This is a genomic window from Acinetobacter sp. DL27, from assembly GCF_055810995.1.
In genome coordinates this window covers 130,133-156,602 of the sequence record NZ_CM147947.1, presented here as the reverse complement: position 1 = coordinate 156,602, position 26,470 = coordinate 130,133, and the positions used below count along the sequence as shown (strand labels likewise).

General features: G+C 42.5%; 26 protein-coding genes and 1 pseudogene. 10 read left to right on the top strand and 17 right to left on the bottom strand.

Translation table 11 applies throughout. From position 1 onward, the window contains the following. Positions 1–85: 85 nt before the first annotated feature. From lpxC to AC0KVP_RS00645, 9 genes are all read right to left on the bottom strand, one after another. A complete protein-coding gene (lpxC, locus tag AC0KVP_RS00685; protein WP_473338245.1) occupies positions 86–988 on the bottom strand; it encodes a UDP-3-O-acyl-N-acetylglucosamine deacetylase in 903 nt (300 codons plus the stop codon). Positions 989–1,111: 123 nt separating this feature from the next. Continuing rightward, positions 1,112–2,308 carry a cell division protein FtsZ gene (ftsZ, locus tag AC0KVP_RS00680; protein ID WP_004691726.1) on the bottom strand — a complete coding sequence of 399 codons (1,197 nt, stop codon included), beginning with the start codon at positions 2,306–2,308 and terminating at the stop codon, positions 1,112–1,114. Positions 2,309–2,471: 163 nt separating this feature from the next. Then, on the bottom strand, positions 2,472–3,734 hold the full coding sequence (gene ftsA / locus AC0KVP_RS00675) for a cell division protein FtsA (RefSeq protein ID WP_004691727.1): 1,263 nt from the start codon (positions 3,732–3,734) through the stop codon (positions 2,472–2,474). 66 nt (positions 3,735–3,800) lie between these two features. Further along, positions 3,801–4,655 carry a cell division protein FtsQ/DivIB gene (locus AC0KVP_RS00670; RefSeq protein WP_234304347.1) on the bottom strand — a complete coding sequence of 285 codons (855 nt, stop codon included), beginning with the start codon at positions 4,653–4,655 and terminating at the stop codon, positions 3,801–3,803. After that, positions 4,656–5,585 (bottom strand): D-alanine--D-alanine ligase, encoded by a 930-nt coding sequence (locus AC0KVP_RS00665; protein ID WP_004691729.1) that lies wholly within the window; start codon positions 5,583–5,585, stop codon positions 4,656–4,658. 56 nt (positions 5,586–5,641) lie between these two features. Then, positions 5,642–7,090 carry a UDP-N-acetylmuramate--L-alanine ligase gene (gene murC, locus AC0KVP_RS00660; protein ID WP_005401502.1) on the bottom strand — a complete coding sequence of 483 codons (1,449 nt, stop codon included), beginning with the start codon at positions 7,088–7,090 and terminating at the stop codon, positions 5,642–5,644. Positions 7,091–7,102: 12 nt separating this feature from the next. After that, positions 7,103–8,164, bottom strand: coding sequence for an undecaprenyldiphospho-muramoylpentapeptide beta-N-acetylglucosaminyltransferase (murG, locus tag AC0KVP_RS00655; protein ID WP_473340369.1), 1,062 nt, complete (start codon positions 8,162–8,164; stop codon positions 7,103–7,105). A gap of 516 nt (positions 8,165–8,680) precedes the next feature. Next, positions 8,681–9,625 (bottom strand): glutathione synthase, encoded by a 945-nt coding sequence (gshB, locus tag AC0KVP_RS00650; RefSeq protein ID WP_058870511.1) that lies wholly within the window; start codon positions 9,623–9,625, stop codon positions 8,681–8,683. Positions 9,626–9,840: 215 nt separating this feature from the next. Beyond that, positions 9,841–10,323: a glutathione peroxidase gene (locus tag AC0KVP_RS00645; RefSeq protein ID WP_062031943.1), complete on the bottom strand. Its 483-nt coding sequence runs from the start codon at positions 10,321–10,323 to the stop codon at positions 9,841–9,843. Between the two features lie 181 nt (positions 10,324–10,504). Here AC0KVP_RS00645 and AC0KVP_RS00640 point away from each other — a divergent pair, with 181 nt between their 5' ends. From AC0KVP_RS00640 to AC0KVP_RS00625, 4 genes are all read left to right on the top strand, one after another. Continuing rightward, positions 10,505–10,957, top strand: a complete 453-nt coding sequence (locus AC0KVP_RS00640) for a MarR family winged helix-turn-helix transcriptional regulator (RefSeq protein ID WP_094148488.1) — start codon at positions 10,505–10,507, stop codon at positions 10,955–10,957. Continuing rightward, the gene (locus AC0KVP_RS00635; RefSeq protein WP_473338241.1) at positions 10,958–11,155 is read left to right on the top strand and encodes a DUF3565 domain-containing protein; all 198 of its coding nucleotides are present in this window, start codon (positions 10,958–10,960) and stop codon (positions 11,153–11,155) included. A 199-nt stretch (positions 11,156–11,354) separates the two neighbouring features. Next, positions 11,355–13,640, top strand: a complete 2,286-nt coding sequence (locus AC0KVP_RS00630; RefSeq protein WP_473340367.1) for a TonB-dependent receptor — start codon at positions 11,355–11,357, stop codon at positions 13,638–13,640. Between the two features lie 188 nt (positions 13,641–13,828). Continuing rightward, entirely contained in the window at positions 13,829–14,689 is an 861-nt protein-coding gene (locus AC0KVP_RS00625) for a methylated-DNA--[protein]-cysteine S-methyltransferase (RefSeq protein WP_473338239.1), read from the top strand. A gap of 38 nt (positions 14,690–14,727) precedes the next feature. Here the strand turns inward: AC0KVP_RS00625 and pyrE are convergent, their stop codons facing one another. Beyond that, complete coding sequence (gene pyrE / locus AC0KVP_RS00620) at positions 14,728–15,378, bottom strand: orotate phosphoribosyltransferase (RefSeq protein ID WP_183173466.1); 651 nt, start codon at positions 15,376–15,378, stop codon at positions 14,728–14,730. Positions 15,379–15,417: 39 nt separating this feature from the next. On the opposite strand from pyrE, the gene AC0KVP_RS00615 reads away from it, so the two are divergent. Together AC0KVP_RS00615 and AC0KVP_RS00610 are read left to right on the top strand one after the other, a co-directional pair. After that, positions 15,418–16,236 carry an exodeoxyribonuclease III gene (locus tag AC0KVP_RS00615; RefSeq protein WP_473338237.1) on the top strand — a complete coding sequence of 273 codons (819 nt, stop codon included), beginning with the start codon at positions 15,418–15,420 and terminating at the stop codon, positions 16,234–16,236. 444 nt (positions 16,237–16,680) lie between these two features. Further along, complete coding sequence (locus AC0KVP_RS00610) at positions 16,681–17,031, top strand: Spx/MgsR family RNA polymerase-binding regulatory protein (protein ID WP_473338235.1); 351 nt, start codon at positions 16,681–16,683, stop codon at positions 17,029–17,031. Positions 17,032–17,080: 49 nt separating this feature from the next. Here the strand turns inward: AC0KVP_RS00610 and AC0KVP_RS00605 are convergent, their stop codons facing one another. Then, on the bottom strand, positions 17,081–17,518 hold the full coding sequence (locus AC0KVP_RS00605) for a DUF2147 domain-containing protein (protein WP_004691748.1): 438 nt from the start codon (positions 17,516–17,518) through the stop codon (positions 17,081–17,083). Between the two features lie 155 nt (positions 17,519–17,673). Here AC0KVP_RS00605 and AC0KVP_RS00600 point away from each other — a divergent pair, with 155 nt between their 5' ends. Then, positions 17,674–18,585 carry an alpha/beta hydrolase gene (locus tag AC0KVP_RS00600; RefSeq protein ID WP_473338230.1) on the top strand — a complete coding sequence of 304 codons (912 nt, stop codon included), beginning with the start codon at positions 17,674–17,676 and terminating at the stop codon, positions 18,583–18,585. Positions 18,586–18,656: 71 nt separating this feature from the next. Here AC0KVP_RS00600 and AC0KVP_RS00595 read toward each other — a convergent pair whose 3' ends face one another. Then, the gene (locus tag AC0KVP_RS00595; protein ID WP_039890677.1) at positions 18,657–19,223 is read right to left on the bottom strand and encodes an FMN-dependent NADH-azoreductase; all 567 of its coding nucleotides are present in this window, start codon (positions 19,221–19,223) and stop codon (positions 18,657–18,659) included. A 216-nt stretch (positions 19,224–19,439) separates the two neighbouring features. On the opposite strand from AC0KVP_RS00595, the gene AC0KVP_RS00590 reads away from it, so the two are divergent. Then, a complete protein-coding gene (locus AC0KVP_RS00590; RefSeq protein WP_473338226.1) occupies positions 19,440–20,672 on the top strand; it encodes a GGDEF domain-containing protein in 1,233 nt (410 codons plus the stop codon). Here AC0KVP_RS00590 and AC0KVP_RS00585 read toward each other — a convergent pair. The 5 genes from AC0KVP_RS00585 to AC0KVP_RS00565 all read right to left on the bottom strand — a co-directional run bounded on the left by AC0KVP_RS00585 (position 20,669) and on the right by AC0KVP_RS00565 (position 25,013). Further along, entirely contained in the window at positions 20,669–21,307 is a 639-nt protein-coding gene (locus tag AC0KVP_RS00585) for a glutathione S-transferase family protein (RefSeq protein ID WP_473338224.1), read from the bottom strand. The two genes, AC0KVP_RS00590 and AC0KVP_RS00585, sit on opposite strands and share 4 nt — an antisense overlap. A gap of 18 nt (positions 21,308–21,325) precedes the next feature. Next, positions 21,326–23,152, bottom strand: a complete 1,827-nt coding sequence (gene dsbD, locus AC0KVP_RS00580; RefSeq protein WP_473338221.1) for a protein-disulfide reductase DsbD — start codon at positions 23,150–23,152, stop codon at positions 21,326–21,328. 19 nt (positions 23,153–23,171) lie between these two features. Next, positions 23,172–23,942: a transporter gene (locus AC0KVP_RS00575; protein ID WP_473338218.1), complete on the bottom strand. Its 771-nt coding sequence runs from the start codon at positions 23,940–23,942 to the stop codon at positions 23,172–23,174. Positions 23,943–23,956: 14 nt separating this feature from the next. Further along, positions 23,957–24,499, bottom strand: coding sequence for a hypothetical protein (locus AC0KVP_RS00570; RefSeq protein WP_004978318.1), 543 nt, complete (start codon positions 24,497–24,499; stop codon positions 23,957–23,959). A gap of 139 nt (positions 24,500–24,638) precedes the next feature. Continuing rightward, entirely contained in the window at positions 24,639–25,013 is a 375-nt protein-coding gene (locus AC0KVP_RS00565) for an HPF/RaiA family ribosome-associated protein (protein WP_004691760.1), read from the bottom strand. Between the two features lie 330 nt (positions 25,014–25,343). Between AC0KVP_RS00565 and AC0KVP_RS00560 the strand changes: the two are divergent. Both AC0KVP_RS00560 and AC0KVP_RS00555 read left to right on the top strand, forming a co-directional pair. Continuing rightward, positions 25,344–25,550, top strand: a pseudogene (locus tag AC0KVP_RS00560) (purine permease); the annotation flags it as partial. 153 nt (positions 25,551–25,703) lie between these two features. Further along, the gene (locus tag AC0KVP_RS00555; RefSeq protein ID WP_004978320.1) at positions 25,704–26,453 is read left to right on the top strand and encodes an outer membrane protein OmpK; all 750 of its coding nucleotides are present in this window, start codon (positions 25,704–25,706) and stop codon (positions 26,451–26,453) included. Positions 26,454–26,470 lie beyond the last annotated feature (17 nt).

The window sequence follows — 26,470 nt, the reverse complement described above, 5'->3', positions numbered from 1 at the left end:
CCGCTTCAGAATTGCGTTTTTAAAATGATACATTCATCACACTTATTGTTGTTACAATATAACATCACACAATAAAGACAATGACTTAAGTCACACTCACATAAGGAATTGGACACTGATCTTCGTCATCAAATGTTACAATTTCATAGCTGCTTGGATCACTTTGGACATTGCGCAATAATTGATTATTCAAAGCATGCCCAGACTTATATCCATCAAATTTGGCAATAATTTGGTGGCCGAGCAAGTAAAGATCCCCCACCGCATCTAATATTTTGTGACGAACAAATTCATCTGAGAAGCGTAAACCTTCTTCATTCACCACGCCAGTTTCATCAACGCCAATGGCATTGTCTAAACTTGCTCCCAAAGCGAGATTATTGGCTTTGAGATAGTCCAAATCTTTCATAAAACCAAAAGTACGAGCTTCGCTGACTTCATAAACAAAGGTTTCGGTTGAAAAATCGATAGTGGCAGACTGATATTCTTTCTTAAAAGCGGGATGATCGAAGTCAATGGTAAAGTTGAGTTGAAAACCCTCATGTGGGCGGAAAATAGCGCGTTTGTCTTCGATAAGCGCTTCAACAGGTTTGAGTATTTTTATAAATTTTTTAGGGGCATCCAATTCTTTGAGGCCACCTTGCATGAGCAAGTAAATAAACGGACCTGCACTGCCATCCATAATCGGCACTTCAGAGGCAGACACTTCAATGATCAGGTTATCAATACCTAGACCTGCAATTGCACTCATAACATGTTCAATGGTACCCACTTTGGCATCTTCTTGAACTAGGTTTGAACACATGAAGGCTTCTTGGATCAACATCGCATTTGCACGAATGTCGACTGGTGGATTGAGATCGATACGACGAAACACAATTCCTCCGTCCGCATGATGTGGCACAAAGTTAATTAAGACTTTTTGACCACTATGCAAACCAATGCCGCTTGCTTTAACGACACGTTGTAGAGTTCTTTGTTTCAACATGTTTCATATCATCTCACCACTAAACCGCTATACGTTAGCATATTTAGCCATTGATAAAAAACAAAAAGGTAGTCAGAGACTACCTTTTCTTCACCATATGTGATTTAACCACATAGACAAATACTACTTACGTTGTTGATTTTTCAAGTAATCTTGAATACTCATAGGTGTTGGACGTGCAGCACTCACTGTCGATGCAGAACTCGCTGCAGCAGCCACGTCTTGGTTCTGACGCTGGATTGCAGGCACATCATCATCTTCAACAACCGCTTGCGTTGCATGCCCATGTTGTGCTACCTGCACATGTGCATTTGGACGCTTCACTGGCTCGGCAGAATCTGCTGAATTTCGAGTTAGACCTGTTGCAATCACAGTGACACTGATTTCATCACGCGCATCTGGATCAAATACGGTGCCATAGAAGACTTGGCCTTCGTCTAGATCGACAATTTGGTTCACAACGTCGGTAATTTCTTCGATTTCGCCAAACGTGACGTCATCACCACCCGTCACATTAATCAGAATCCCTTTGGCATTCATAATAGTGACGTTATCCAGCAATGGACTACGGATCGCTTGCTCAGCCGCTTGGCGTGCACGGTTTTCACCACGACCTAAACCTGCACCCATCATGGCATAACCACGTGTGCTCATCGCAGTTTTCAAGTCAGCAAAGTCAAGGTTAATATGACCTGGACGTACCACCAAATCAAAGATACTACGGACCGCATTTAATAAGACATCATCGGCTTTTTTGTAGGCATCTTTCATTGAGATGTCACGGAAAACTTTTAACAAACGTTGGTTTGGAATGATGATTAAAGAATCTACATGCGCTTCTAATGCTTCAATGCCTTGCTCCGCAGACTGAAGACGACGTTTACCTTCAAAGTTAAACGGTGTCGTTACCACGCCTACGGTTAAAATACCCATTTCTTTGGCAATTTCAGCAACCACTGGCGCAGCACCTGTACCTGTACCACCGCCCATACCGGCAGTGACAAACACCATGTCAGTGCCTTCAAGGTGTTGACGAATCAAGTCACGACTTTCTTCAGCCGCGGCTTGACCGACATTTGGATTGGCGCCCGCACCCAAGCCACGAGTACTTTGCTCACCCAGCTGGATTTTGAATTGTGCATTCATACGGTCTAGCGCTTGCTTGTCCGTATTGGCACATACAAATTTTACACCTTGAATATCTGACTCAAGCATGTGTTGTACGGCATTACCACCTGCACCACCAACACCAAACACAGTGAAACGGGCTTGACCGTTGCTATCGGTTTGATCATCTTCTAAAAATTCAAATGAGGCCATGACCTATAGATTTCCTAATTCGTTATTGGCAGTCACTTAAGCCCGTATACTGCCTTGATCTTAATAAACAAAATTGCTTTTAAGCATGCTGTGCAAGCCATAGCTTGTCAAGTTTAAGCGATGCGTTGTACAACTTCTTAACAATATTCCAAAAAAATTCAACTTAAAAAACAGATTTCAGCTTTTCATTGAGTCCAGACCAAGCACGTCCAACGCGTTTAATCAGAGACAGTTTTTCTGTATCTTCTGGTTCCACTATGGTTTCTTGTGTTTCGCTCTGACTAAACATCAACAAACCTGCGGCAGTGGCATACTGAGAGCGACGCAGTGCGGCAATATTTTGCTCATCTGCTGTCACTTGCACAGGTGGATTACCCAAATGCGCAGACACACCCAACATACGACGAGTCAACGTCACCATCCCTTCGATTTGACTGGCATCACCAGTTAACACCACACCGTGATACAAACCATGAATCGCACCATTACGCTCTAGTTCTTGGCGAACTTGGCCTAAGATTTCTTCATAACGCGCAATCACGATTTCAGTCAGCTCAATACGACTAATCGTTTGCGGACCATCAATCCCTTGGATCTGAATCATATGATCCGGTTTAACCGACTTAATGTCGACACACCCATAGAGTAATTTAATTCGCTCAGCTTCTTCAGTGGTGGTTTGTAACACAGCAGCAATATCACGGGTGACATGTTCGCCACCACGCTGCAACGTATGTGTCAACGCCAAACGACCATCTAAATACACCGCAATGTTGGTGGTACCTGCACCAATATCGACTAAACAAACGCCATACTCTTTTTCATCTTTGAGTAGGCTCGCTTCTGCCGTTGCCAGACAAGACACCACCAGTTTTTCTACCCCGATGTTCGCGCCTTTTAATGCTCGATCAAGGTTTTGCATGGTACTAATCGGTAACATCATCAACTGATAATGACCAATCATGCTGTGTGCAGACATCCGTATTGGGTTTTGTACCCACTCAGTGGAGTCATCCAGCTCAAAGCCCAGTGGAACAGCACTGACCAAATAATGATCCGAGGTCATGTGGCTGGCTTTGGCCAACTCTAATGCACGAACCACTTCACTTGTTGTAATTGTATGGTCAGTATTTTCAACTGGCGTTCGTCCAGATGCATAAAAGCTTTTTAACTCGGCACTTGGGATCGACACCCACGCGGAATGGACACGGCATTCAGCCATATCTTCTGCTTCTTGCACGGCATTTTTTATCGCTGTAATGACTTTATCAAGACTTACAATTTTTCCTTTATTCATGCCTCGGTTACGAGCAGTTGCCATTCCTATCACTTGGATATTGTCTGGCGCATGTACCTTACCAATCAAAACTGAAACTTTGTGCGTCCCAATGTCAATCGCAACAACTGAGGGAACCGCTTCATTCATTATTTACTACTACCATCACATGTTTGTTTAATTTATGGCTTTATGCCTCTGTTTTAAAGCCAAGTATTATGGCTTTGCTGCTGCTCCGCCTGCAATGCTTGTGTCATCAATCGTTACAACAAAATGACCATTTGCTATCTTTGGTGCGGCAGCATTCTTCCATTGGATGGCCAAGCCATTCCGATAACGCAAATCAATGGCAGATACTTTGGCCCAAACTGGCTTCAAATCACTTTGAGCCAAATAACTCAAACGTTGCAGCTTACTCATGGTTTGATCCTGATCTACGATAACACGTAAACCTGAATCGAACTGCATAAACCAAGTCATACGCTCCGTTAAATATAGTTCTTTTAAACGAAGGTTGACTGGCTGGAATAATTGATTAATTTCATTATAACGGCGCATCATCATTTTAGATTGACTGATTGGGCCGTGTAATAAAGGTAAATTCTGATTATTTTTCGGTGTCACTTCACTAAATACATCACCGCTGTCACTTAAGAGACGCCCTGTCCCCCAACGTGCAATTGCATGCCGTGGCATAACGCGAACGCGAATCGCATTCGGCCATGCGCGCGAAACCACCACACGATCGACCCAAGCCAGCTCTAAAGTTCGATCACGAATTTCTTCTAAATCGGAGGTGAAATAATTATGGGTAATGGCTGGTGAAACATGTCCCATCAGCTGATTCTTTTCCGCCTCAGAACGTACACCTACTACATCAAGTTCGGCCACACGTGCATCTGTCATGACTTGATATAAGCCATAAATACCAACCAACAGCACCGCCACGGCAACGACCAACATCACCCAACCACCGAAGTTGGCAAGCTTTTCCTTACGCGTCGGTGGTTTATCGTGTATCGAAGTAATCGCTGCGCGTTTACGGCGCATAGAAGCGGGTAATTGCGCCATTTAGTGAGCCGCACCTGTCAGTGTTTGCTCTAAAATTTGGACACAAAGCGCATCAAAACTATAACCCACTGCATTTGCTGCTTTCGGCACCAAAGAGTGACTGGTCATCCCTGGGACTGTGTTCACTTCTAATAACCAGAAATTGCCTTGCTCATCTTGCATCGCATCAATACGGCCCCAACCACTTGCACCTACCGCTTGGAATGCACGGAGGCAAAGCGCTTGCAACTTTTGCTCTTCTTCAGCGCTTAAGCCACACGGAATTCCGTATTCCACATCATTACGCTGATATTTCGCTTCGTAATCATAAAAAGCCACATCCGCAGGCGGTTGTAGACGAATCACAGGTAGTGGTTGACCACTTAAAAATGAAATCGTGAATTCACGTCCGGTAATCCATTTTTCAGCCATCACCACAGCATCGTGTTGGGTCGCTTTGGCAATTGCCGCTGCCAAATCTTCTGCTTTTTCGACTTTACTCATGCCGACACTTGAACCTTCATGTACCGGCTTGATAATCAGTGGAAGACCCAAATTCGCCACTACTTCAGCCAAATCTGACTCTTGGCTAATGATGCGATAGGGTGCTGTCGGTAAGTCTGAACCCTGCCAAACTTGCTTGGTTTTAACTTTATCCATGCCAATAGCAGAACCCTGTACGCCTGTTCCGGTATAGGGGATGTTGAGCCACTCTAAGACCCCTTGGATTTGACCGTCTTCCCCACCGCGACCATGCAGCACAATAAACGCACGGTCATAACCGACCAATTCCGTCACACTACGCTCTTGCGGGTCAAAAGCTTCTGCATTTACACCCGAACGAACCAATGCTTCAAGTACAGCTGCACCACTATCTAGAGAAACCTCACGCTCAGCAGACTTACCACCAAGCAACACCGCTACTTTGCCGAATTTTGAAGCATTTGACACGTTGATATCCTTAAACTTTATGACTGTTTTATTCATTGAGTAATCACAAAACGTGATTATTTTAAATATAAATGATTGCTTGCAAGCTCAACCGAGATAGCCCCCACATTACCTGCGCCTTGCGTCAATAACAAGTCATCCGCTTGTAACACTTTTTTCAACGCATGCTGCAAATTACCTTCGACTGGATCGATCAAAATCGGCTCTACATCACCACGTAAACGAATACTACGCGCCAATGATCGGCTGTCTGCCCCCACAATCGGTTTTTCACCCGCAGGATAGACTTCGAGCAGCAACAACTGATCGACATGTGACAATACATCCACAAAGTCATCGAAACAGTCACGGGTACGGCTAAAACGGTGTGGCTGGAACATCATCACTAAACGGCGGTCTGGATGGCTTGCACGTGCCGCTTTAATGGTCGCTTCGACTTCTTTAGGATGGTGACCATAGTCATCCACCAATTTCACGTTGCCGCCGTCGATGTCAAATTCGCCCTGTACTTGGAAACGACGACCTACACCGCTGAAACTTTCCAAAGCACGTGCAATCGCAGCATCAGATACCCCTTCATCGGTTGCAATACCGATCGCTGCAAGTGCATTTAGAATATTATGCAAACCCGGCAAATTGATGGTTAAACGCAAAGGCTCACGATCTTTACGTAATACGGTAAAGTGCGACTGCATGCCTTCTTGTTCAATATCCACTGCACGAATGTCATTGTCTTCGTTAAAACCATACGTGATCAATGGACGACCAATACGCGGCATGATTTCACGAATGTTGGCATCATCGCCACACACCACAGCCAAGCCATAAAACGGTAGTTTTTGTAAGAACTGTACAAAGGTATCTTTTAGGACATCGAAACTACCACCATAGGTGTCCATGTGGTCGGCATCGATATTGGTCACGATGGTAGCCATTGGCTGCAAATGCAAGAATGACGCATCTGATTCATCTGCCTCTGCCACGATAAAACGACTCGCGCCCAGCGCAGCATTCACACCGGTGCGGTTCAGCAAACCACCAATCACATAAGTTGGATCGAGATTTTCTTCTGCCAACATGCACGTGACTAGGCTAGTGGTCGTCGTTTTACCATGTGTTCCCGCAACAGCAATCCCATGACGGTAGCGCATCAGCTCACCCAGCATTTCTGCACGGCGCACCACAGGTGTACGCGTTTCAATAGCCGCTTTAATTTCTGGGTTTTCTGCATCAATTGCAGTCGACACCACAATCACGTTTGCCCCTTGAATATTTTCAGCCGTATGCCCGATATAGACTTTGATGCCGTTTTCTTCAAGCTGAGCCGTGGTTTTTGATGCTTTGATATCTGAACCTGAGACTTTGTAGCCTTGGTTCTTGAGCACTTCAGCAATACCACACATACCCGCACCACCAATCCCAATAAAATGGATGTGCTTAATACGGCGCATTTCTGGCACTTTAATTAACTTTTTTGCTTGATCAGCAGGCGTAGATGGCGACATAAAATACTCGGTTTACAATGCTTGAATTAAACGAACCACATGTTGGGTTGCATCGGGTTGTGCTTGCTGACGTGCTTTCACTGCCATTTCAGACAATAACTGACGGTTCATCAAGGGTAATAATAATTCTTTTAAACTCTCGGGCGTCATGCTTGCTTGCGGGCAAATTTTGGCTGCACCAATATTGGCTAAGAACTTTGCATTAGCCGTTTGATGATCATCCACAGCACTTGGCAGTGGAACAAACACCGCAGCCACACCCGCAGTGGCAATTTCGGTCACGGTTAACGCCCCAGCACGGCAAATAATTAAATCGGCATCACTATAGGCTTGGGCCATATCTTCAATAAAAGGGTGGACTTCAACCTGAAACTGTTCAGGGGCATTGGCATAACGCGCTTGGGTCGCATCTGCATGGTTTTGACCACACTGATGATAAACGCTTAACGGCACATTCAATTGCTTCAATGCTTCAGGAACACGCTCATTTAACGCTTGTGCACCCAACGAGCCACCCACAATTAAAACTCGAAGCATGGCCCCTGCTTTTTCACGTTCTTGATAACGCCAAGACGGATTTAAAATTTCCGTAATTTCTTTGCGGACGGGATTGCCCGTGGTCACAATTTTATCTTGTGCAGCAAAGGTGTTTGGAAAAGCCTGACACACTGTTTTGGCAATACGTGATAACTGCGTATTGGTAAATCCAGCAATCGCATTCTGCTCATGAATAATCACAGGAATACCCAGTGCGCGCGCAGCCAATCCACCAGGCCCAGCGACATAACCCCCAAAGCCCGCGACGGCATCGACTTTGAGCTGCTTCATGTAACGCATTGCACTTAAAGTGGCTTTTAAAATTTTAAAGGGTGCCAATACTTTGCGGACTAAGCCATTGCCGCGCACACCTTGAATATCAATTTGATAAATTGGGATATCGTGATTTTTAAGCAGGCGATTTTCCATACCTGTAGGCGTAGCAAGCCACGAGACTTGACAGCCTTGTTGCTGTAATTCCTTAGCCACAGCAAGTGCTGGAAAAACATGCCCGCCCGTTCCGGCAGCCATCATCATTACATGTTTCGGCTTTGTTGGTGTTGCTTCGGTCACAGTCTAATTCTTCAATTCTAAAAATATGGAAACAAAATTCAATTTTAAGCGATCAATTGTAATCACAAACGCATAGCCGCGAAAGATTATTTACTTTTTTTCAACAGGCATTTGATTGTTTTTTTCTACTGATTTTCAAGTTTAAACTAGATTTGTTATCAGATGTGCATTTTTACTCAAACTACAGCACACAATCAGGCTCAACAGTGCAATTGGAGATATTTAAAAATAAAACAATGAAGCTGATTTGAATCAAATATTTAACATCATTCTAAAGTGTAATTCACTTCATTTTAGCGGCTAGAAATACAATCTGAGTGCATACATTTGAACAGAATGAAAATTAGTGGTGTCTAGCAACATAATCCGCTTTATTTTCAACCAAATTTATACACTTTGCAGCAAAGTACAGCTCTATTCCAAAACCGACCACCTCCATGAAGTAAAAAAGGAACCATTTCAGGTTCCTGTTCTGTCGTTTTAGCTAGCTTTGCCTGCTTCCAAGACATCAAATAAATCATCGGCAATCGAGGTACCAAATTGCGCATCAATCTCACGAATACAGGTTGGACTGGTGACATTAATCTCGGTCACGTAATTGCCAATCACATCAAGTCCGACAAAAACCAAACCTTTTTCACGTAAGAAGGGCCCCACTTTTGCGGCAATGGCCTTGTCATTCTCAGTCAAAGGACGTGCTTGACCCAAACCACCTGCGGCCAAATTCCCACGCACTTCGCCGTTTTGTGGAATACGCGCCAAGCAATACGGAATCGGTTCACCATTGACCAGCAAAATACGCTTATCCCCTTCCACAATTTCAGGAATATAACGCTGTGCCATAATCGGACGTGTGCCCATTTCCGTCAACATTTCCAAAGTTGAGCCAATGTTCACACCATCTTGATATAAACGGAAAATTCCCATACCCCCCATACCATCAAGAGGCTTCACAATCACATCACCATGTTCTTTGATAAATTCACGGATCAGGCTTTGTTGTGAAGTCACCAATGTAGGGACTTGAAGTTCGGGGAACTGCGTGGCAAACAGTTTTTCATTACAGTCACGTAAGGACTGTGGTTTATTGATAATCCACGCGCCTTCACGTTCCGCTTGTTCCAAGATATAGGTGGTGTAGACAAAGTTCATGTCGAATGGTGGATCTTTACGCATCAAAATCACATCGTAATCGGCCAAGGACTCTTTTTGCTGTTCACCCAACTCAAAATAATGATCGTAGTCTTCAAACACTTTTAAGGGAGAAATCAGACCAAAGGCTTTACCTTGATCGATATATAAATCGTGTTGTAATGCATAACCCAGTTCATGTCCGCGACGGCTTGCTGCCCATAACATGGCCATGGTGGAATCTTTTTTTAGATTCACCGTTTCAATCGGGTCCATCACTACCAGTACACGCATAATTCTCACGCTCATATTTTTTAAACTTGGCAAAAAGTATAGCGAAGTTTTCAGGTTTGGGTGCAACAAGTTGTGTAATAATTAAAGATTAAAAAATCTATTTTATTCAAATAACTACAACACATTACAGTAACAAATCAAATGCTAACTGCTTAATTCAACAAAGGGAGTATGTGTCTATTACCACGCGACAGCTCCTTTCCACACTTTCTCCATTAAGTCAAAAGGCGTTGAATATCCTTGGCAATTTTTTCAGGTTTAACAATCGGCGCATAGCGTTTCACCACCTGCCCTTTTTGGTTAATGAGAAACTTAGTGAAATTCCACTTGATGCTTTGGCTACCTAAAATACCTTTAGCTTCAGTGGTTAAATACTGATACAGCGGATGTGCTGTAGGACCATTCACATCAACTTTGGCAAACATTGGGAAAGAGACCCCATAGTTACGCTGACAAAAGCTGCCGATCTCTTCATTACTCGCAGGGTCTTGCTGCGCAAATTGGTTGCAGGGAAAACCTAAAATCAGCAGACCTTGCTGCTGATAGTCCTGATATAACTGCTCCAAACCTTCAAATTGCGGGGTTAAACCACATTGGCTGGCGGTATTCACCACCAATAAAACCTTGCCCTGATAATCGGCCAGATTTTTTTGCTCGCCTTCTAACAGTTCGGCCTGAAAATCATAAATTGTGCTCATTACATCTCTTCCATTCATCAAAATGTCATTACTTAAAGTCGCTTCAAGGGCTGAACCGACCTTAGTCTTAAATAAATATCGCATACAATTAACTTGTGCACAAGATTATTATGCGCAATATACTTCCGTTCCTATTTCATTTATACTGCTTTACAGACATTAACATCCAAGGACATGCAACATGGCGGACACCCCACTTTTAGAAAACCGCGTGTGTTTTGCCATGTATTCCGCAACCAATGCCATGGTTCGTCAATACCGTCCACGCTTACAGGTTTACGATCTGACCTATCCGCAATTTATTGTTTTGTTGGCTTTATATGAGCAGGACAATGTGACACTGACCGAGATTGGACAAAAAACCTTTTTTGACTCAGGCACCTTAACCCCGATTATTAAAAAACTAGAAGAAAAACAGTTTTTAAAGCGTGTTGCCGTCAAAGAAGATGAACGTATGAAAAAAGTCGTTCTACTGGAAAAAGCACTGTTAGCCAAAGATAAAATTATGGCCATTCCATTTGAGCTGGCGTGTTCTTTAGGCCTAGATCCCGATGATTTGGCGGCTATCCATCAACTGTGTCAGCGTTTTTTAAATGGCTTAGAACAGCCCCAACACGGCAGTCGAGATACTTAAGTGCAACAAGCGATTGTTGGCTTTCATCTCGATGAAGAACATCATTGGGTGGCGGAGCTTGCCTGTGGCCACACACAACATGTCCGCCATACGCCACCGTGGCAAAACCGTCCTTGGGTACAAACTGAGCAAGGACGCCAAGAAAAAATAGGCGTTCTTTTAAGCTGTAAAAAATGCATGGGAAATTCACAAAAATAATTATTTTGCATTTCCTTCAAATTTTAATGCTTATTTATCAATTTTTTAGAAAAATTAAACAGCCTGTGCAGCTGTACTTTTTAACCTACTAACACTGTGTAGAAAAAATGAATATTACCGTAAGTCTTGTTCATTTTTAGTAAATGATTATACTTCTCATTTTTATTGGCCATTCACTCTCTCCGAGCCTTAAATCATGATGAAATTTTCACCACAGCCGCTTTGTGGTTCTAACCTATTCAAATATAGCCTTCTCAGCTTTATGATTTTAAATGCGCATGCAGCCTATGCGGATGAAGCGACGCTACAAAATAATGAGAATCCCTCTTCTCAAGCGACGACAAACAAATCGAATACAGCAGCAGTTTTGCCCACCTTAAAAATTGAGGCAATGAGTGAACTTGATCCAATCAAAAGCTATGTTGATTATGATCAGGCCAATGTCACCCGTAATGGTTTAAAGAAAAAAGACATTCCTCAAACCATCGACACCATTGATGTACAGAAATATAAAATCTATGGCTCTAACGACCTCAGTGTAATGCTACAAGGTACACCAGGGGTATCGACCAGCTACGATATGCGCGGTGATGGCATTACTCTTCGTGGTTTCTCTGCCGACTCGGGCGATATTTACCGTGATGGTATTCGTGAAAGTGGCCAAGTGCGTCGTAGTACAGCCAACATTGAACGGATCGAAATTTTAAAAGGCCCTGCCTCGGTGTTATATGGTCGTAGTGCAGGCGGCGGTGTGGTCAATATGGTGAGTAAATACGCCAACTTTGACTCAAAAAGCTCAGTCGGTACTTACGTAGGCTCATATGATACTTATGGCGCAACAGCGGATATTAACCAAGTGTTGAATGACAACTGGGCTGTCCGTTTAACAGGTGAATACGGTGAAGCGGATAGTTTCCGTTCAGGCATCGACAGTAAAATTGAGATGATCTCGCCAAGTTTCACTTATAAAAATGATGATGAAACCCTCACGTGGACCACACAATATACCTATGACAAATTAGGTCGAGTACCTGACCGTGGACCAAGTTATAGTGTTTTACCTGCTGGCACATCGATTAAAACAGGCTTTGCTCAAGAGGGTGATTATGTCAATGACGTGCTACAGGTCATTCGTTCAGATTTAAATTACGAATTTGCGCCGAATTGGAAATTCCATTGGGCAACAAGTTACCGCCAAGCAGATCAAGACTTTGATCATTTTTATGGTGGTACCTACTGTGCTTCAAATGCAACCACCAGTAATGGTGAAAGCGCTTCTAGCACTCCACTTACACAACGTCGCTGCTATAACAATGTCGGAAAAATTTCGCAAAACTATTACTGGCAGCAAACATCTAATCGAACCACCACCAATACGTGGGATATTACAGGTGAGTTTGATACGGGCGCTATTAAACATAATCTTTTAGTGGGTACCGATTGGACCTACGAACAAAGAGAGCCGAAACTTTCTAATAAAAACGCCAATGGCAGTCGAATTGATGGTTTTTATGACCCAATTACAGGTCAATTAACACAGAATAATCGTGATAACGGTGCTAAAACCATTACTCAGCATAATTATAATGAAGGCACAAGCTACGGCTTTTTCATTCAAGACTTAATTAGTTTTAATGAATATTTCAAAGTAATGCTCGGTGCACGTTATGATTATTACGATACATCAACCACCAATAAATTATTAGCTTCTTCTGACATCAATTACCATCGTAGTATCAATGATGAAAGCTTTAGCCCCAACATTGGTTTCATTTGGCAACCCACAGATCAACACAGCTTCTATGCTTCATACAATAAAAGCTTTGCACCGTTTGGTGGGCGTGTAGGTGTCAGTGTTGTATCCGCAAATACCAATCTGAATACCTTTGATTCAGAACCTCAATATAATGAGCAATATGAAATTGGGGTCAAAAGTGACTGGTTTGACGACCGTTTAAATACCCAACTCTCAGTTTTTGACATTCGCAAAAATAATATTCGTTATGTACCTGATGACACTAAACCTGAAGAATGGGCAACTGCGGGCGAACATCAATCTAAAGGTCTAGAGTTTAGTTTTATTGGTCGCGTATTAGATAATGTATTTGTCCGTGGTGGATATGGTTATCTACAAGCCGAAGTTAAAAAAGATAAGCAAAACCCAGGTAATGTGAATAAGGTGCTAAATAATGCACCTGAACATACGGGTAACTTATTTGTTCGTTACTTACCTACAGAAAAACTCTATGGTGAAGTTGGTGTGACTTATGTCGGTGACTACAAAGCCTACCCTAATAGCAATTTAAGCAACCAACCCTTGGATATGAAAGCTTTCTCACGCGTCGATGCTGCCATTGGTTATAGTGCTGACCCATGGAACGTGACTTTAGCTGTCAGCAACTTGACCAATAAAGAATACTGGCGTTCGGACTCTATGCCAGGTACACCACGCAGCTTCCTCATGCGTTTGAACTATCAGTTCTAAACCCATTTAGTTAAAACGCCATCTCAAGCGGAACAGGTCACTGTTCCGTTTTTTTATGCTTAGCAATGGATGACTAAACCAATCAATAAATGCTTTGAGCCTTTTGTTATAAAACGCAAGAAACGGATTTTCAGGCCTCGCTGGATTTGTTAGTGTTTTCTTAAGTTAAATGATTTCCGCGAGTAATCATGACAGAACATAGCAATTACGCACGTGTGGCAAAGGCAATTGAATACATTGAACAAAACTTCAAACAGCAACCCAGTTTGGCTGAGATTGCAGAACACGTTCATTTAAGTCCTACACATTTTCAGCGTATCTTTAGCGAATGGGCAGGCATTAGCCCAAAGAAATTTCTACAATATATTAGTGTGGAATATGCAAAGTCGGTTTTGAACAATCACACAGAAAATAATATTTTTGCAGCAACTTTTGACACTGGCCTTTCTAGTACCAGCCGATTGCATGATTTATTTGTCCAAATCGAAGGTATGACGCCCGCAGAATATAAACAGGGCGGTGAAGCACTCCACATTCACTATAGTTTTGCCGAGACCATTTTTGGCTCAGTCATTATTGCCTCGACCCCTAAAGGGATTTGTCATATGGCCTTTACCGAAGCAGATCGGGATGCATTGGTCTATCTGAAAAAACAGTTCCCACGTGCAACATTTATTGAAGATCAGGATGAATTACAACGTAAAGCTCTCGCGATTTTTCAGCAAGATCAAAACAGCTTATCGGAGATTAAACTGCATCTGAAAGGCACCGACTTTCAGCTCAAGGTGTGGCAAAGTCTGCTTAAAATTCCCATGGGGCAGCTCAGCAGTTATGCACATATTGCTCAAGAGATTGGGCAAGAACGTGCCTCACGAGCGGTCGGAACAGCCATTGGCAGTAATCCCGTTGCCTTTTTAATTCCCTGCCATCGGGTCATTCAGTCTTCAGGGCAACGTGGTAACTATATGTGGGGGACAACACGTAAAACCGCGATGATTGGCTGGGAAGGTGCGCATAGCCAAACATCAACTCAAAGAGAAAGCGAATAAAAAAGGAAGCCGAAGCTTCCTTTTTTTTGTTTCAACGTTTAGACGCCATATTTCACGCGGTAGGCTTCCATTTTTGCTAAAGCTTCTGTCTCACCTTTAGCCTCTAAATAATTCATCAAATCTTTCATGGTCACCAGTGCATGCACAGGAATTTCTAATTCTTTTTGCACTTCTTGAATCGCAGACAGCTCACCTTGACCTTTTTCTTGACGATCTAATGCCACCAACACACCTGCAATCTGCGCACCTGCATTTTTCAAAATGGTTACTACTTCACGGATCGCTGTGCCCGCAGTAATCACATCATCAATAATCCAGACTTTTTTGCCTGCAACGGATGCACCAACCAAGACCCCGCCTTCACCATGATCTTTGGCTTCTTTACGGTTAAACCCCCAAGGCACACTCACCCCATGATTTTGTGACAAGGCCACCGCTGTTGCAGCAACAAAAGGAATCCCTTTGTACGCAGGACCAAAGACCACCTCAACATTGTTGCATTCTGTCAGTTTAGTTGCATAGCCAGACGCCAGTAGTGACAAGGCTTCGCCGTCATTGAGTAGGCCTGCATTAAAAAAATAAGGACTCACACGACCCGATTTTAAAGTAAACTCACCAAATTTAAGCACGCCACGTGATAATGCGAGTTCGATAAAAGCTTGAGGGTTAAATGTCGCTTGCGTTGTCATGCGGTGCTCCGTATTTTCAAATTGAGGTAAGACTTGCGCATGATACCAAAGAGTAGCTATCCAAGTGATCAAAAAATTTTACGTGTGGTTTCAATTAACGTAAATGGTCTACGTTCTGCAGAAAAAAAAGGGATTTTTGATTGGATTGCCACATCAGATGCTGATGTGATTTGCATGCAAGAATCTCGCATCACCCACGAACAATGGACAGATAAATTTAAACCTGAAAGCTGGCATACTCACCTGTTCCCTGCTGAACGTCCAGGGTACGCTGGCACTGCTATTTATAGCCGTTTACCATTTGTTTCAGTTACTGATGGGCTTGGTTTTGAATTGGCCGATTCTCAAGGCCGCTTTATTTCGGCTGAGTTTGACTTAGGCTTAGACCAAAACGTGCATATTTGTTCACTGTATTTACCATCGGGTTCTTCTGGTGAAGAAGCACAAATCCGTAAAGATCACTTCTTAGAAGAATACAAACAAATTTTGAAACAATGGCGCGATGAAAATAAATCCGTGATTGTCTGTGGTGACTACAACATCGTGCATAAACGCATCGACATTAAAAACTGGTCGGGCAATCAAAAAGCCTCAGGCTGCTTACCGCACGAACGCGCTTGGCTCGATCATATTTATGATGAACTTGGCTATGTCGATACTTTCCGTGAAGTGCGTCCAGAGGCTGAGCTTTATTCGTGGTGGTCAAACCGTGGACAAGCCCGTGCGAAGAACGTGGGCTGGCGCATTGACTATCAAGCGTGCTCACCTGACTGGAAAGCCCGCACAGTCAATGCTTGGGTCTATAAAGAAACATGGTTTAGCGACCATGCACCTGTCATTATTGACTACAAAATCTAGAAAAATGTAAATATTTAGCTCATATCCAGTGAACAACTGTTTACTGGATATGAGTTTTTAACCTACATTATCTGCCGTTTTTTGAGTCTTTTTCTGATCAATCAATCAGTGCATTATGTTTCCACGGCAAAGGGACGATGTCAGGATGACAGCACAAGGACAGGACGCCGTAGGATGAAATTAAAACGAACTATGGATATAGTTGGTTTTCAAGGATGTGACAATGGACGTTGTAATGAGACCCGCATGATCAGGATGATTAAATGCGGGTTTTCTCTTTTTTAGTTTCTACTTTTTAATATTTTTGTATTCTATTTTTCTTTGATTTAATTCTAAAACGCTTTTATGACAAGACGATGACGCTATTGGCTTAAATCGCGACACTAGAGCTGCTCTGCTTTTTCCGTTACTCTAAACCCAGCTTAAAATTCAAAAGGGTGTTCCATGTTAAACGTGTATGGCATTAAAAATTGTAATTCAATGAAAAAAGCATTCGACCTACTGAATGAGTTAGGTTTAGCGTATGAGTTTCATGATTATAAAAAACAAGGCATTGATGCTGCGACTGTCAAAACATGGCTCGATCAGATTGGGGCAGATCTGGTCTTGAATAAGAAAGGTACCACTTGGCGTAAGCTGACTGAAGCAGAACAAGACACTGCTTTAGCTTCAGAGCAAGGACTGATTGATGCCCTCACCACACATAACAGTCTCATTAAGCGCCCCGTAATTGCAACACCCGATGGTTTTATTGTGGGTTTCAATGAAGATGCAATTCGTGCCTTGAAGGTATAACAAAAAATAAAAAAGCCGAGCAATTGCTCGGCTTTTTTGTTGGATGGAATTAGTTCGCGCGAATCCAAGTTTGGTTACGGCCTAATGCAGCCACACCAATATAGCCACGAAGCTCTAGTTTTTTACCACCAGCAGCAATGTTGCCTTTTAGTTTATAGGTTTTACCGGTTTGCGGATCTAAAATTGATCCACCTTCATAGCTTGTACCACCCGCGTTTTTCAGACCATGTACAATCGTTAAACCTTTCAAGGATTTGTTTTTGTATGGGCCTTCACACTTGGTACAGGCATTTTCTTCACCTGGTGTCAAAATACCTTGAATACTCGCAGTTAAAGTTCCATTTTTCTGCTCAGTGAATTTAACCAAGGCTTTCGCTTGTTTAGTTTTGTCATCAATCGTTTTCCAAACAGTGCCATTCAGCGGATCTGCTGCATGAGCTAGAGCGGTTAATCCTAGTACGCTTAGTGCAAGTGCAATTTTTTTCATTTTTGTCATTTCCCTAGTCTAGTATAGACGACTATCATTATTAAAAAGTCACAACAATTTTTCAATTTTTCAATGTGACCAATTAGTGTAACCTTGTAAATTATGTTGGTAAATACACAAACTCAAGGTAAAACAAATAACAAAATGGAATAACTATGAAGATTGCCGATCCATGGAAACAAATTTTTACGGAGCAGTTGTTAAAAACCACGATTCGAACCCCAAGTCGCTTTAGTCTCCCACCCAGTAGCCAGCGTTTTCTTCTTGAACAAATGTGTCGTGCATTTCCGCTCAATAAGTCGATCCAGATTCGTCCTCTACGTCTCGCAGGCCTGCGTGCGGAAGAATTAAAACCTGAAACTGAAGCCACTCAGCTCATTTTACACATTCATGGTGGGGCTTTCTTTTTAGGTTCAATGAATACCCATCGCGCGTTTGTCTCAGACCTTGCTGCCAGTACACAAATGCAGGTCATTCACCTTGACTATCCGTTGTCACCTGAACATCCCTATCCTGAAGCCATTGATACGCTGTTTGATGTTTATCAGCTATTATTGGAGCAAGGTATACAAGCCAAAGACATTATTTTATCGGGGGATTCATGTGGTGCAAATTTAGCACTAGCCTTGGCACTGCGCATTCGTGATGAGCAACGCCCTCAAGTCAGTGGGCTGATTCTGCTTTCGCCATTTTTGGATTTAAGCTTAACCAGTGAGTCTATTCGCTATAATAGCAAGCTCGATGCACTATTATCCGTCGAAGCCCTTGAAACAGGCATCGACTATTATGTCCCAGAGCAAATTGACCCAGCTGACCCGCTCGTTTCACCTTTATTTGATGATTTAGCAGACCTCCCGCCGACCCTTGTACAAGTTGGTTCGAAAGAAATTCTCTTGGATGATGCCCAGCGGTTTAGAGATAAAGCAACCAAGGCAGGCGTAGACGTGACATTTAAACTATACACAGGCATGTGGCATAACTTTCAAATGTTTAATGCATGGTTTCCTGAAGCTAAAATGGCGTTAGATGATATCGCAATGTTTGCTCAAGCGCTCGACCAAGACTAGACAAATTCCGCATAAAAAAGGTCAGCTTAAAGCTGACCAAATGAGGAATCATGGAACTACAGTTATTGTTATTAGATCGCTTGCACCTGCGCTAAAGCTGCTGCAATGGCTTTATCTTTCAGCTCTGGGCCCATATTCACGCCTTCAGCACGAATGATTTCAACATCGGTCACACCAGTAAAATTAAAGACAGTTTTTAAGAAGCCTTCTTGGAAGTCAACAGGACTATTTTCACCATAGACACCACCACGACTACTGGCAATATAGGCTTTCTTGTCACCAGCCAAACCGACAGGACCATTTTCCGTATATTTAAAGGTACGACCTGCAACACTAATACGGTCAATCCATGCTTTTAAAGTCGAAGTAATCCCGAAGTTATACATCGCCGCACCAATCACCACAACATCCGCATCTAAGTATTGTTGAATAATACGTTCACCCAGAGCCGATTGTTCTGCATTTTGACCCATTAAAATTTCTGCATCTAAATGTGGAATCGGTTGAGTTGCCAAATCCAAATATTCAACCTCAACTTGCGCATGCTTTTCGCTAAGTTGCGAAACAATGGCTTGGCTCAACTGACGAGACACAGAAGCATCCGCCATAATACTTGAATCAATATGTAAAACTTTCATGGGAGGTTCCCGCATAATCTTTATTGAATAGCTGCATTTTAAAAGAATCCTTCTCTTAGAATAATTGGTTTATTTAAAACACTATGTTGCAAAAATAGAACACTTTTCCCTTTTTATAGGGATATTTTTTCTATGATTTTAGATGCTATCTTTGAATTCAATTTTAAGAATTAATTACACAAAAAGAATATGAAAGTATGAGGATAAAAAGATTGAATGAATTCACTAGCCTCCAGCTCTAAAAAATTAAATAAAAATAAACTTTCTCACTATTTACTGGAAGAGGAAGTCATCATGAATTGGAGTACCTTGAAGAAGTGTATTCTGATGTTGGTATTGGCTTGCATTATTCATATTGCTTGGCTTGGTTGGGATAGCTTTATCCTACTGAACCCGCAATATTGGCAGGTGGTCAATCTCGATATTGTGCGTATCCAATTCGTACTGAACTCTATTTTTTTACTGATCTTGTCAGGACTGATTTATCCCTGCTATGTCCTACATGATCGCGTCTGGGTGCAGCGTTTTTTACCCTATGTCGCAATCGGCATTTTTGTCATTTCTCTTTGCCAAGACAGTTATTTCGTTGGCGTATTAAGCCCAATGACTATGATTGCCTACATTTGTTTACTGACCGTGGGCTTAGTTCTATTTAAACGCAAAATCATTTATATCATGCTGATTCCCGCAACCAGCTTTTTGGTCTTCTCAGGCTATCTCAGTTTTATCGATGTCGTGCCCTACTCGCCACTTTTCACCATTAACGGCAAGCTGTTTTATAATGGATTTTGGTTATTTTCAATGCTGTATTTCATTGCTCCTATTCTTGTCACTTGTCTGATTTTATTTGAAATCTTACTCAGCCAATGGCGGCATCGTGAGCGACTGATTCAACATTTAAGTCAGACCGACCCACTCACCAATGCCTTGAACCGCCGCAGTATTAACCAAAGCTTAGATGAGTTACATCATGATAAAAATTGCCCCTATGCCATCGTGCTTTTAGACCTCGACCACTTTAAAAATATCAATGATCAATTTGGACATCATATGGGAGATACGGTTCTGATTGCCGTAAGTCAAAAATTAGGCCTTCATTTGCGTGAAAGTGATGTAGTGGGCCGTTTTGGGGGTGAAGAATTTATACTCATTTTAAAGCAGTCATCCGCCCTTAAAGCTCGTCAAATCGCGGAACGTTGCCGTGCAGCCATTGAAGATTTAGTGATTCAAAATGAAGATGGACGTGCAATTCGCATTACTGCCAGTTTCGGCATTGCCCTAGCAACGGATAAATTGAAACCGCAACAACTTTTGGATCAAGCAGACAAAGCACTATATGCCGCTAAAGCCAGTGGACGTAATCAAATCAAATGCTATTTTGAAATCAATCACTGTGAGATCAAATATAGCGCTGCATGTGGTGACACACAGCACATTTCACCCAACTAAGCTGTTTCCGCCCGTGCCGCGTCGACCCATTGTGTAACCACAGGATGCTGCATAATGTGTTGCATATACTGCTGACTGCGTTCAGATATAGGGAGTGCATAACTCTTGAAACGCATCACTACAGGGGCATAAAAGGCATCGGCTATAGAAAAATCGCCAAATAGAAAGGTATGTTCATCTGCACGCTGTGCCCAAATTTGTTCAATTCGTTCGACATCTGCTCTTAATTCAGCATGCTGCGCCCACAGAGCTTGCCCCTCGGCTATGCTGTACTGCGTTTGAACATGCATTGGACACAATTGGCGTAGTGCCATAAAACTACTGTGCATCTCACAACTGATACTCCGTGCTTGTGCTCTCAAATGGGTCTGTTTGGGCCACAGGGCTAAATCTGGATTTTGCTCAGCCAAATATTCACAGATGGCTAAAGAGTCCCAAATTTTAAATTCGCCCACATCCAATACGGGCACTTTGGCATTGGCATGAATGAGGGACAGTTGCTCTTTAAAACTGGGGTTTGTCGCATCAAAGCGAACCAGTACCTCTTCAAAATCGATGTTAAATGCAGTCAAGACCAACCACGCTCGCATCGACCAACTGGAGTAATTTTTATTGGCAATATATAAACGTTGCATACCCGCTCTCCCTCAGGTTTAAAAACGTTGTAATTGAGCTAAAAGTTCAGCCTCAGTAAATGCACCGGTTAAACGTAAACCACGAATTTCTTGTTGTGAGGCATCTAAGAATAAATAGGTCGGTGGTCCTAAAATATCCCACTGGTTTAAAAGCACTTGATGAGTTGCATCGTAATGACTCAAATCCAATTTGATCAAATAATACGGCGCAAGTGCTTGCTGTACCGTTGCCGATTTTAATATACGGTGTTCAATGGGCTGACAAGCAACACACCAATCGGCATAGACATCGATAATGATCTTTTGACCTTTTGGTGCTTGTGCCAAGAGCTGCTTAAACTCCGCTGCTGTCGCTGCCACATGCCAACGCGCAGATGCAGCCATTGGTGCTTCAAAGAAACGCTGACTCTGCTGATATTGGCTATAAGCAATGTACGTCCCGCCAATGACTAGAGCCACGATGTACAGCATACGCAATTGCGTTTTATGCCACATCAAACGATACAACACATAGATGATAAAGCTTAACCCTAGCAGCAGACTTAGTGCTTGCATCCATGTTTCAGAAAGCAAAGGACGCACAAAATACAGCGCCAAAGCCAACATGATGAAAGCAAAGAATACCCGAACCTGATTCATCCACAGCCCAGCACGAGGCAATACCTTAGCGCCCAGTACGCTTGCCAGTAACAGCGGTGTACCCATACCAAAGCCTAAGGTGAACAGCAAAATGGCCCCTTGCCACTGGCTTTGTGTCTGTGAAATAAACAGTAAAGCGCCTGCCAAAGGCGCAGTCATACACGGGCCAACCAACAGCGCAGAGATCATGCCCATAATCGCGGCACTGATCAGGCTTCCACCCTTTTGCATAGACTGGATATGATCAAGTTTATTCACCACGGCTTGCGGCAGTTTAAGTTCAAACAAACCAAATAGATTGAGCGCGAATAAAATAAAAAGAATGCTAAAAGCAATCAGGGTGGATGGCTGTTGTAACCAACGCTGGAAGTTCAAACCTGCAGATGAGGCCACCAAACCCAAAATGGCATAGACCATGGCCATACTGCACACAAAAACCAAGGCAATCATCCATGCTTTGAGGCCTTTGCTATCGCGAATAATTAAAGAGGTTAAAATCGGCAACATCGGTAAAGAACACGGCGTAAACGCGAGTAATATCCCAAGGCCAAAGAACAGTAATAAACCATAAGCCAATGAGCTTTTAGCTAACTCTTCAGACCAAATTTGGTCTTGCGCAGCAATCACATCGGAAGCTGTTGCGGCGGGTTCAGCAGTGACTGTTGGGTTGATCGGCTCAAATTGCGGATTCGACTGCGCAGCTAAATCTAACAGTCGTTTTGATCCACCCGCTTGATCTTGTAGGCTGACCAAGCCATTGACATCAGTTTTAAACTCAATGCTTTGCGGTGGATAGCAAATACGATCTTTGGCACAGCCTTGCCAAGTCACCTTATAGGTCTGCGAGGCCTGTGTATCTAAGTCAAATTGCACTTGTTGATAATAAACTTGGGTGTGTCCATAGTTTTCATCATACAGATCATGCGCAGGCGGTAGCTCAAGCTTAAGGGGCTGACCCGCCTGTTGCACTTCAAATTTATGCTGATACAGATAATACTGTTCAGGAATATTCCAGTGCAGTTGAGCCGTATGCTCAGTCGTGGATTCCACTGTAAATGGAAAAGCATCTTCAGCTGAAAGAAGTGGAGTTTCCGCATGAACGTTTAGGATACTGGCCCAGATACACAGATTGATGATCAATACTGACAGTGCCAGATACCACGTTTTGCCGCTCATCCCCTGTTTCAGATGAAGATGCTTTTTCATAATATGTTCTTTTTTCTAATTAAAATAAGTATGAAACGCCAAGTCCTGAATAATAACTTTTATCTGAACCATTTAAGTCAATACCAACACTTGCGTCCAACTGCATCCGATTATTCACCGCATACATTACACCTGTACCGAGCGCATATTCATTGTCTTGACTTTCTGCTTTACGGTAAACCAATTCAGAAAAACCGCTGAGTTTATCGGTAAACTGATACTCTAAAGTCGGAATTGCAGAAATGGCCCAATCACTATTTTGCACTTCATAACGCATGGTGATGGATGTCGACACGAGGTCGCTATAATCGTATGCCACCACAGATGACAGGCTATAAATATCATCTTCATTGGTGAAACCATCATTCCCTGTGGCAATAATCGCTTCAGCCAGTACCGCCATACTCAAGCGTTCATCATCCAAGGGAATCGCCGCTTTTACACCGACACTGACATCACCCAAACCGTCTGTTTCAGACTTATGGCCAGCCACTTTCACTTGTTGCCAAGAGGGTCCAGCCCAACCCAATTGCAATTCGATGTTTTCAGCTAAACCTGTGCGCAATAACATATCTGCATTTAAGCTGGTGGTTTTGACTTTTTCACCATCAGCTGTGGTCGATTCAGCATAGTGCGCATTGGCCAAGCCCTGCTCCCAAGCCAACTGCCCCACAGGCGTAATCCCTGTCCCTATGCCCGACCCCGGACGGTCAAAGGAAAAATCTGCAGCCATCGCATTCATACTGAACCCAGCGGCTACACATAAACCTAAATGTTTTAATTGCATCATGATGATCTCGCTGTTTAAGCTAATTCTTTTGTCATTTTTGCACCATGCTGACGAAGCAACTCTAAGGTTTGCTTTTCTTCAGCCAATGCTTCAGCCCAATTAATTTCGTCAAATTCACAATCAAAGAATAAATCGCTAATTGAAGATAAAATAGTTAAACCATCTTCATCTTTGGTGTTTGGATCGACTTTTTCGTCCAACAAACGTTTGACCGCTGGCGCACATGCAGCGCTTGCCGCATCCCAAAGTGGGCCATAAATTTCTTCTGTATCCCACAAATGCAAGTTTGCTTTGCCATGAATCAGTTGTTCTAAAATGTCTAAATGTACCGCTAGAGTCTGTTGTTTTTCTTGTTCTGACAGCGGTGCGCCTGCTTCATACGCTTCGCAAATCGCTTCCCACCATTTGAATAAGCCGTCTGACCAAACAGAAATCACAGGTCCTTTTTCAGGATCGATAAAATTGAGACTTAACCCATCGGTCAATAGACGTTGAACTTGTTGAAGATCTAATTCTTCAAGTGCTTGCACGAAAGCTTGTTGTTGCGCGGTTAACATGGAGATGACGCTCTTCAATTCAGTTTATTCTATTATGCCGAATAAACGGGACATTTGTTATCCGTAATGTTGGATAAAAGTGAGTGCCCAGCATTAAAAAAGCCCCTGATTGAGGGGCTTTTTTTAAATTCGGTGAGGTTTAATCTTCCTCATCATCAACTAGGCCATCATCCTGATCTGCATATACAGGTTGGCCAGCACGTGGTTTATCATTTTTTTCAAAGGTATGTTCTAAACTACGTTTAAGGCGATCAATCGCGCCATGAATCGCAGTATCGACATTATGACCTTTATGATTTACAACCACGGGTTTTAAACCTGCTGGACGCGCTTCAATCATACATTGAATGTCGTCATCTCCGCCTTTATGGCTATTGGCATCACTTAGATGCACTGAAAAGTGGGTAATGCGCTCACTGTGACGTTGAAATTCTTGATTCAGCTCTTCGCGTATATAACTAATTAAACGGTCACTATTTTGAATGTTTTTATCTGTACGGATTTCTATGTTCATAAAATAACATCCTCTCTCTTTCTTTATTCGACTCTTTTTTTGTACGAAGATTTTTATCTCTTGGCACACTTGTAACTTACTGTTTTAACAGTATTCGACCATCTTCAATTGCTTTGGAATATAACCTCCATCGATTGAATGATGAACACTTTTGAGTCTGCAGATCTGTGTCCTTCTCCTTTGAATATCGGGCCTAACTGAAAATTATGCAAGTGATATTTTTAAAAAAATATGAAAAGGATACTTATTGTGACAAGCCCTTACTTGCATGGCTAAAAACAGATGGATTTGATTCCATCTTCTAACTATTCACGTGACTTCATTGGCTAGAATGAACAAAAAAATCTAATGATTATGACAACTTCAATTACGGCAGGAATGGCTCCAAACATCGATCATTCATTCTTTGCAAACATCCCCAAATAAGTGCAAACCCTGTTCCATTCTAAGATTTTCCCAAGCTGTATCATGTCGATATTGCTAAATTTATTATTCAATCACCTAACATTTTTTCCAAGAAGGTCCATATCAAATTAAGTGTCATGCCTGAAAGGCAACATTAAACCATTTGGTAAAAAAAGGATAAAAAATGGCTCATTTTGATATCTATTTTCCATGACGTTCGTCAAATTTGGCTTTATTTTTGCTTAATAATCGGTATCCTGTATCCGATTTTTTGGGGAAATATTCATGAAACTGACTCAAATTGCTGCTTTCGTAGCATTATCTTCTGCTGCGGCAATTTCTCAAGCTGCGCCGATTTGGCAAGACTTTAGCATCACTGGTTTATATGGTGAAAACTATGCTCATCCTGTAAATATGGATGACAACAACCAGCAAACGACTGCAACTGTAGAATATACTGCTAAGTTAAAATATGGTGATTTTTTCGGCTTTGCTGACCGTGCTCACAATGACTTTGAAAACAGCACATATTTCGAGCTTTCTCCTCGTTTAAGCTTAAGCGCAGTGACAGGGACTAAATTAGAAGCTGGTCCAATCAAAGATATTTTAATTGCAGGAACATGGGAAGCGAACAGCTCCAACTACCCAGGTGCAGACTTCAATAACTACCTCTATGGTATTGGTTTTGATCTTGCTATTCCTTATTTCCAATATGCTCAGCTTAACTTCTACAAAGCAGACAATGAAAAAGGGACTACTGATGACTACCAAATGACTGCTGCCTACGGTATCCCAGTTAAACTTGGTTCAGAAGATTTTCTTATTGACGGCTTCCTTGACTGGTCAACAGGTGAAAATGCAACTCATGCAAGTGAGTTAAACTGGACAACTCAATGGAAATGGAATGTAGGTAAACACATTTCTCCAGATACACGTCTTTATGTTGGTGTTGAGCACTCAGTTTGGAACAACAAATACGCCATCAAAGGTTTAGACCAAAATGACGTAAGTGCATTAATCAAATACCACTTCTAATTCACTTTTGTGAATAT

What these genes read in the sequence shown, in the direction of transcription:
- AC0KVP_RS00575 (WP_473338218.1), bottom strand. Translation starts at nt 23,942, where the DNA reads ATGATGCAATTAAAACATTTAGGTTTATGTGTAGCCGCTGGGTTCAGT.
- AC0KVP_RS00615 (WP_473338237.1), top strand. Translation starts at nt 15,418, where the DNA reads ATGATACCAAAGAGTAGCTATCCAAGTGATCAAAAAATTTTACGTGTG.
- dsbD (WP_473338221.1), bottom strand. Translation starts at nt 23,152, where the DNA reads ATGAAAAAGCATCTTCATCTGAAACAGGGGATGAGCGGCAAAACGTGG.
- AC0KVP_RS00565 (WP_004691760.1), bottom strand. Translation starts at nt 25,013, where the DNA reads ATGAACATAGAAATCCGTACAGATAAAAACATTCAAAATAGTGACCGT.
- AC0KVP_RS00585 (WP_473338224.1), bottom strand. Translation starts at nt 21,307, where the DNA reads ATGCAACGTTTATATATTGCCAATAAAAATTACTCCAGTTGGTCGATG.
- AC0KVP_RS00640 (WP_094148488.1), top strand. Translation starts at nt 10,505, where the DNA reads ATGGCGGACACCCCACTTTTAGAAAACCGCGTGTGTTTTGCCATGTAT.
- AC0KVP_RS00645 (WP_062031943.1), bottom strand. Translation starts at nt 10,323, where the DNA reads ATGAGCACAATTTATGATTTTCAGGCCGAACTGTTAGAAGGCGAGCAA.
- gshB (WP_058870511.1), bottom strand. Translation starts at nt 9,625, where the DNA reads ATGCGTGTACTGGTAGTGATGGACCCGATTGAAACGGTGAATCTAAAA.
- AC0KVP_RS00555 (WP_004978320.1), top strand. Translation starts at nt 25,704, where the DNA reads ATGAAACTGACTCAAATTGCTGCTTTCGTAGCATTATCTTCTGCTGCG.
- murG (WP_473340369.1), bottom strand. Translation starts at nt 8,164, where the DNA reads ATGATGATGGCTGCCGGAACGGGCGGGCATGTTTTTCCAGCACTTGCT.
- murC (WP_005401502.1), bottom strand. Translation starts at nt 7,090, where the DNA reads ATGTCGCCATCTACGCCTGCTGATCAAGCAAAAAAGTTAATTAAAGTG.
- AC0KVP_RS00570 (WP_004978318.1), bottom strand. Translation starts at nt 24,499, where the DNA reads ATGTTAACCGCGCAACAACAAGCTTTCGTGCAAGCACTTGAAGAATTA.
- lpxC (WP_473338245.1), bottom strand. Translation starts at nt 988, where the DNA reads ATGTTGAAACAAAGAACTCTACAACGTGTCGTTAAAGCAAGCGGCATT.
- pyrE (WP_183173466.1), bottom strand. Translation starts at nt 15,378, where the DNA reads ATGACAACGCAAGCGACATTTAACCCTCAAGCTTTTATCGAACTCGCA.
- AC0KVP_RS00605 (WP_004691748.1), bottom strand. Translation starts at nt 17,518, where the DNA reads ATGAAAAAAATTGCACTTGCACTAAGCGTACTAGGATTAACCGCTCTA.
- ftsA (WP_004691727.1), bottom strand. Translation starts at nt 3,734, where the DNA reads ATGAATGAAGCGGTTCCCTCAGTTGTTGCGATTGACATTGGGACGCAC.
- AC0KVP_RS00670 (WP_234304347.1), bottom strand. Translation starts at nt 4,655, where the DNA reads ATGGCGCAATTACCCGCTTCTATGCGCCGTAAACGCGCAGCGATTACT.
- ftsZ (WP_004691726.1), bottom strand. Translation starts at nt 2,308, where the DNA reads ATGGCCTCATTTGAATTTTTAGAAGATGATCAAACCGATAGCAACGGT.
- AC0KVP_RS00610 (WP_473338235.1), top strand. Translation starts at nt 16,681, where the DNA reads ATGTTAAACGTGTATGGCATTAAAAATTGTAATTCAATGAAAAAAGCA.
- AC0KVP_RS00630 (WP_473340367.1), top strand. Translation starts at nt 11,355, where the DNA reads ATGAAATTTTCACCACAGCCGCTTTGTGGTTCTAACCTATTCAAATAT.
- AC0KVP_RS00625 (WP_473338239.1), top strand. Translation starts at nt 13,829, where the DNA reads ATGACAGAACATAGCAATTACGCACGTGTGGCAAAGGCAATTGAATAC.
- AC0KVP_RS00600 (WP_473338230.1), top strand. Translation starts at nt 17,674, where the DNA reads ATGAAGATTGCCGATCCATGGAAACAAATTTTTACGGAGCAGTTGTTA.
- AC0KVP_RS00595 (WP_039890677.1), bottom strand. Translation starts at nt 19,223, where the DNA reads ATGAAAGTTTTACATATTGATTCAAGTATTATGGCGGATGCTTCTGTG.
- AC0KVP_RS00590 (WP_473338226.1), top strand. Translation starts at nt 19,440, where the DNA reads ATGAATTCACTAGCCTCCAGCTCTAAAAAATTAAATAAAAATAAACTT.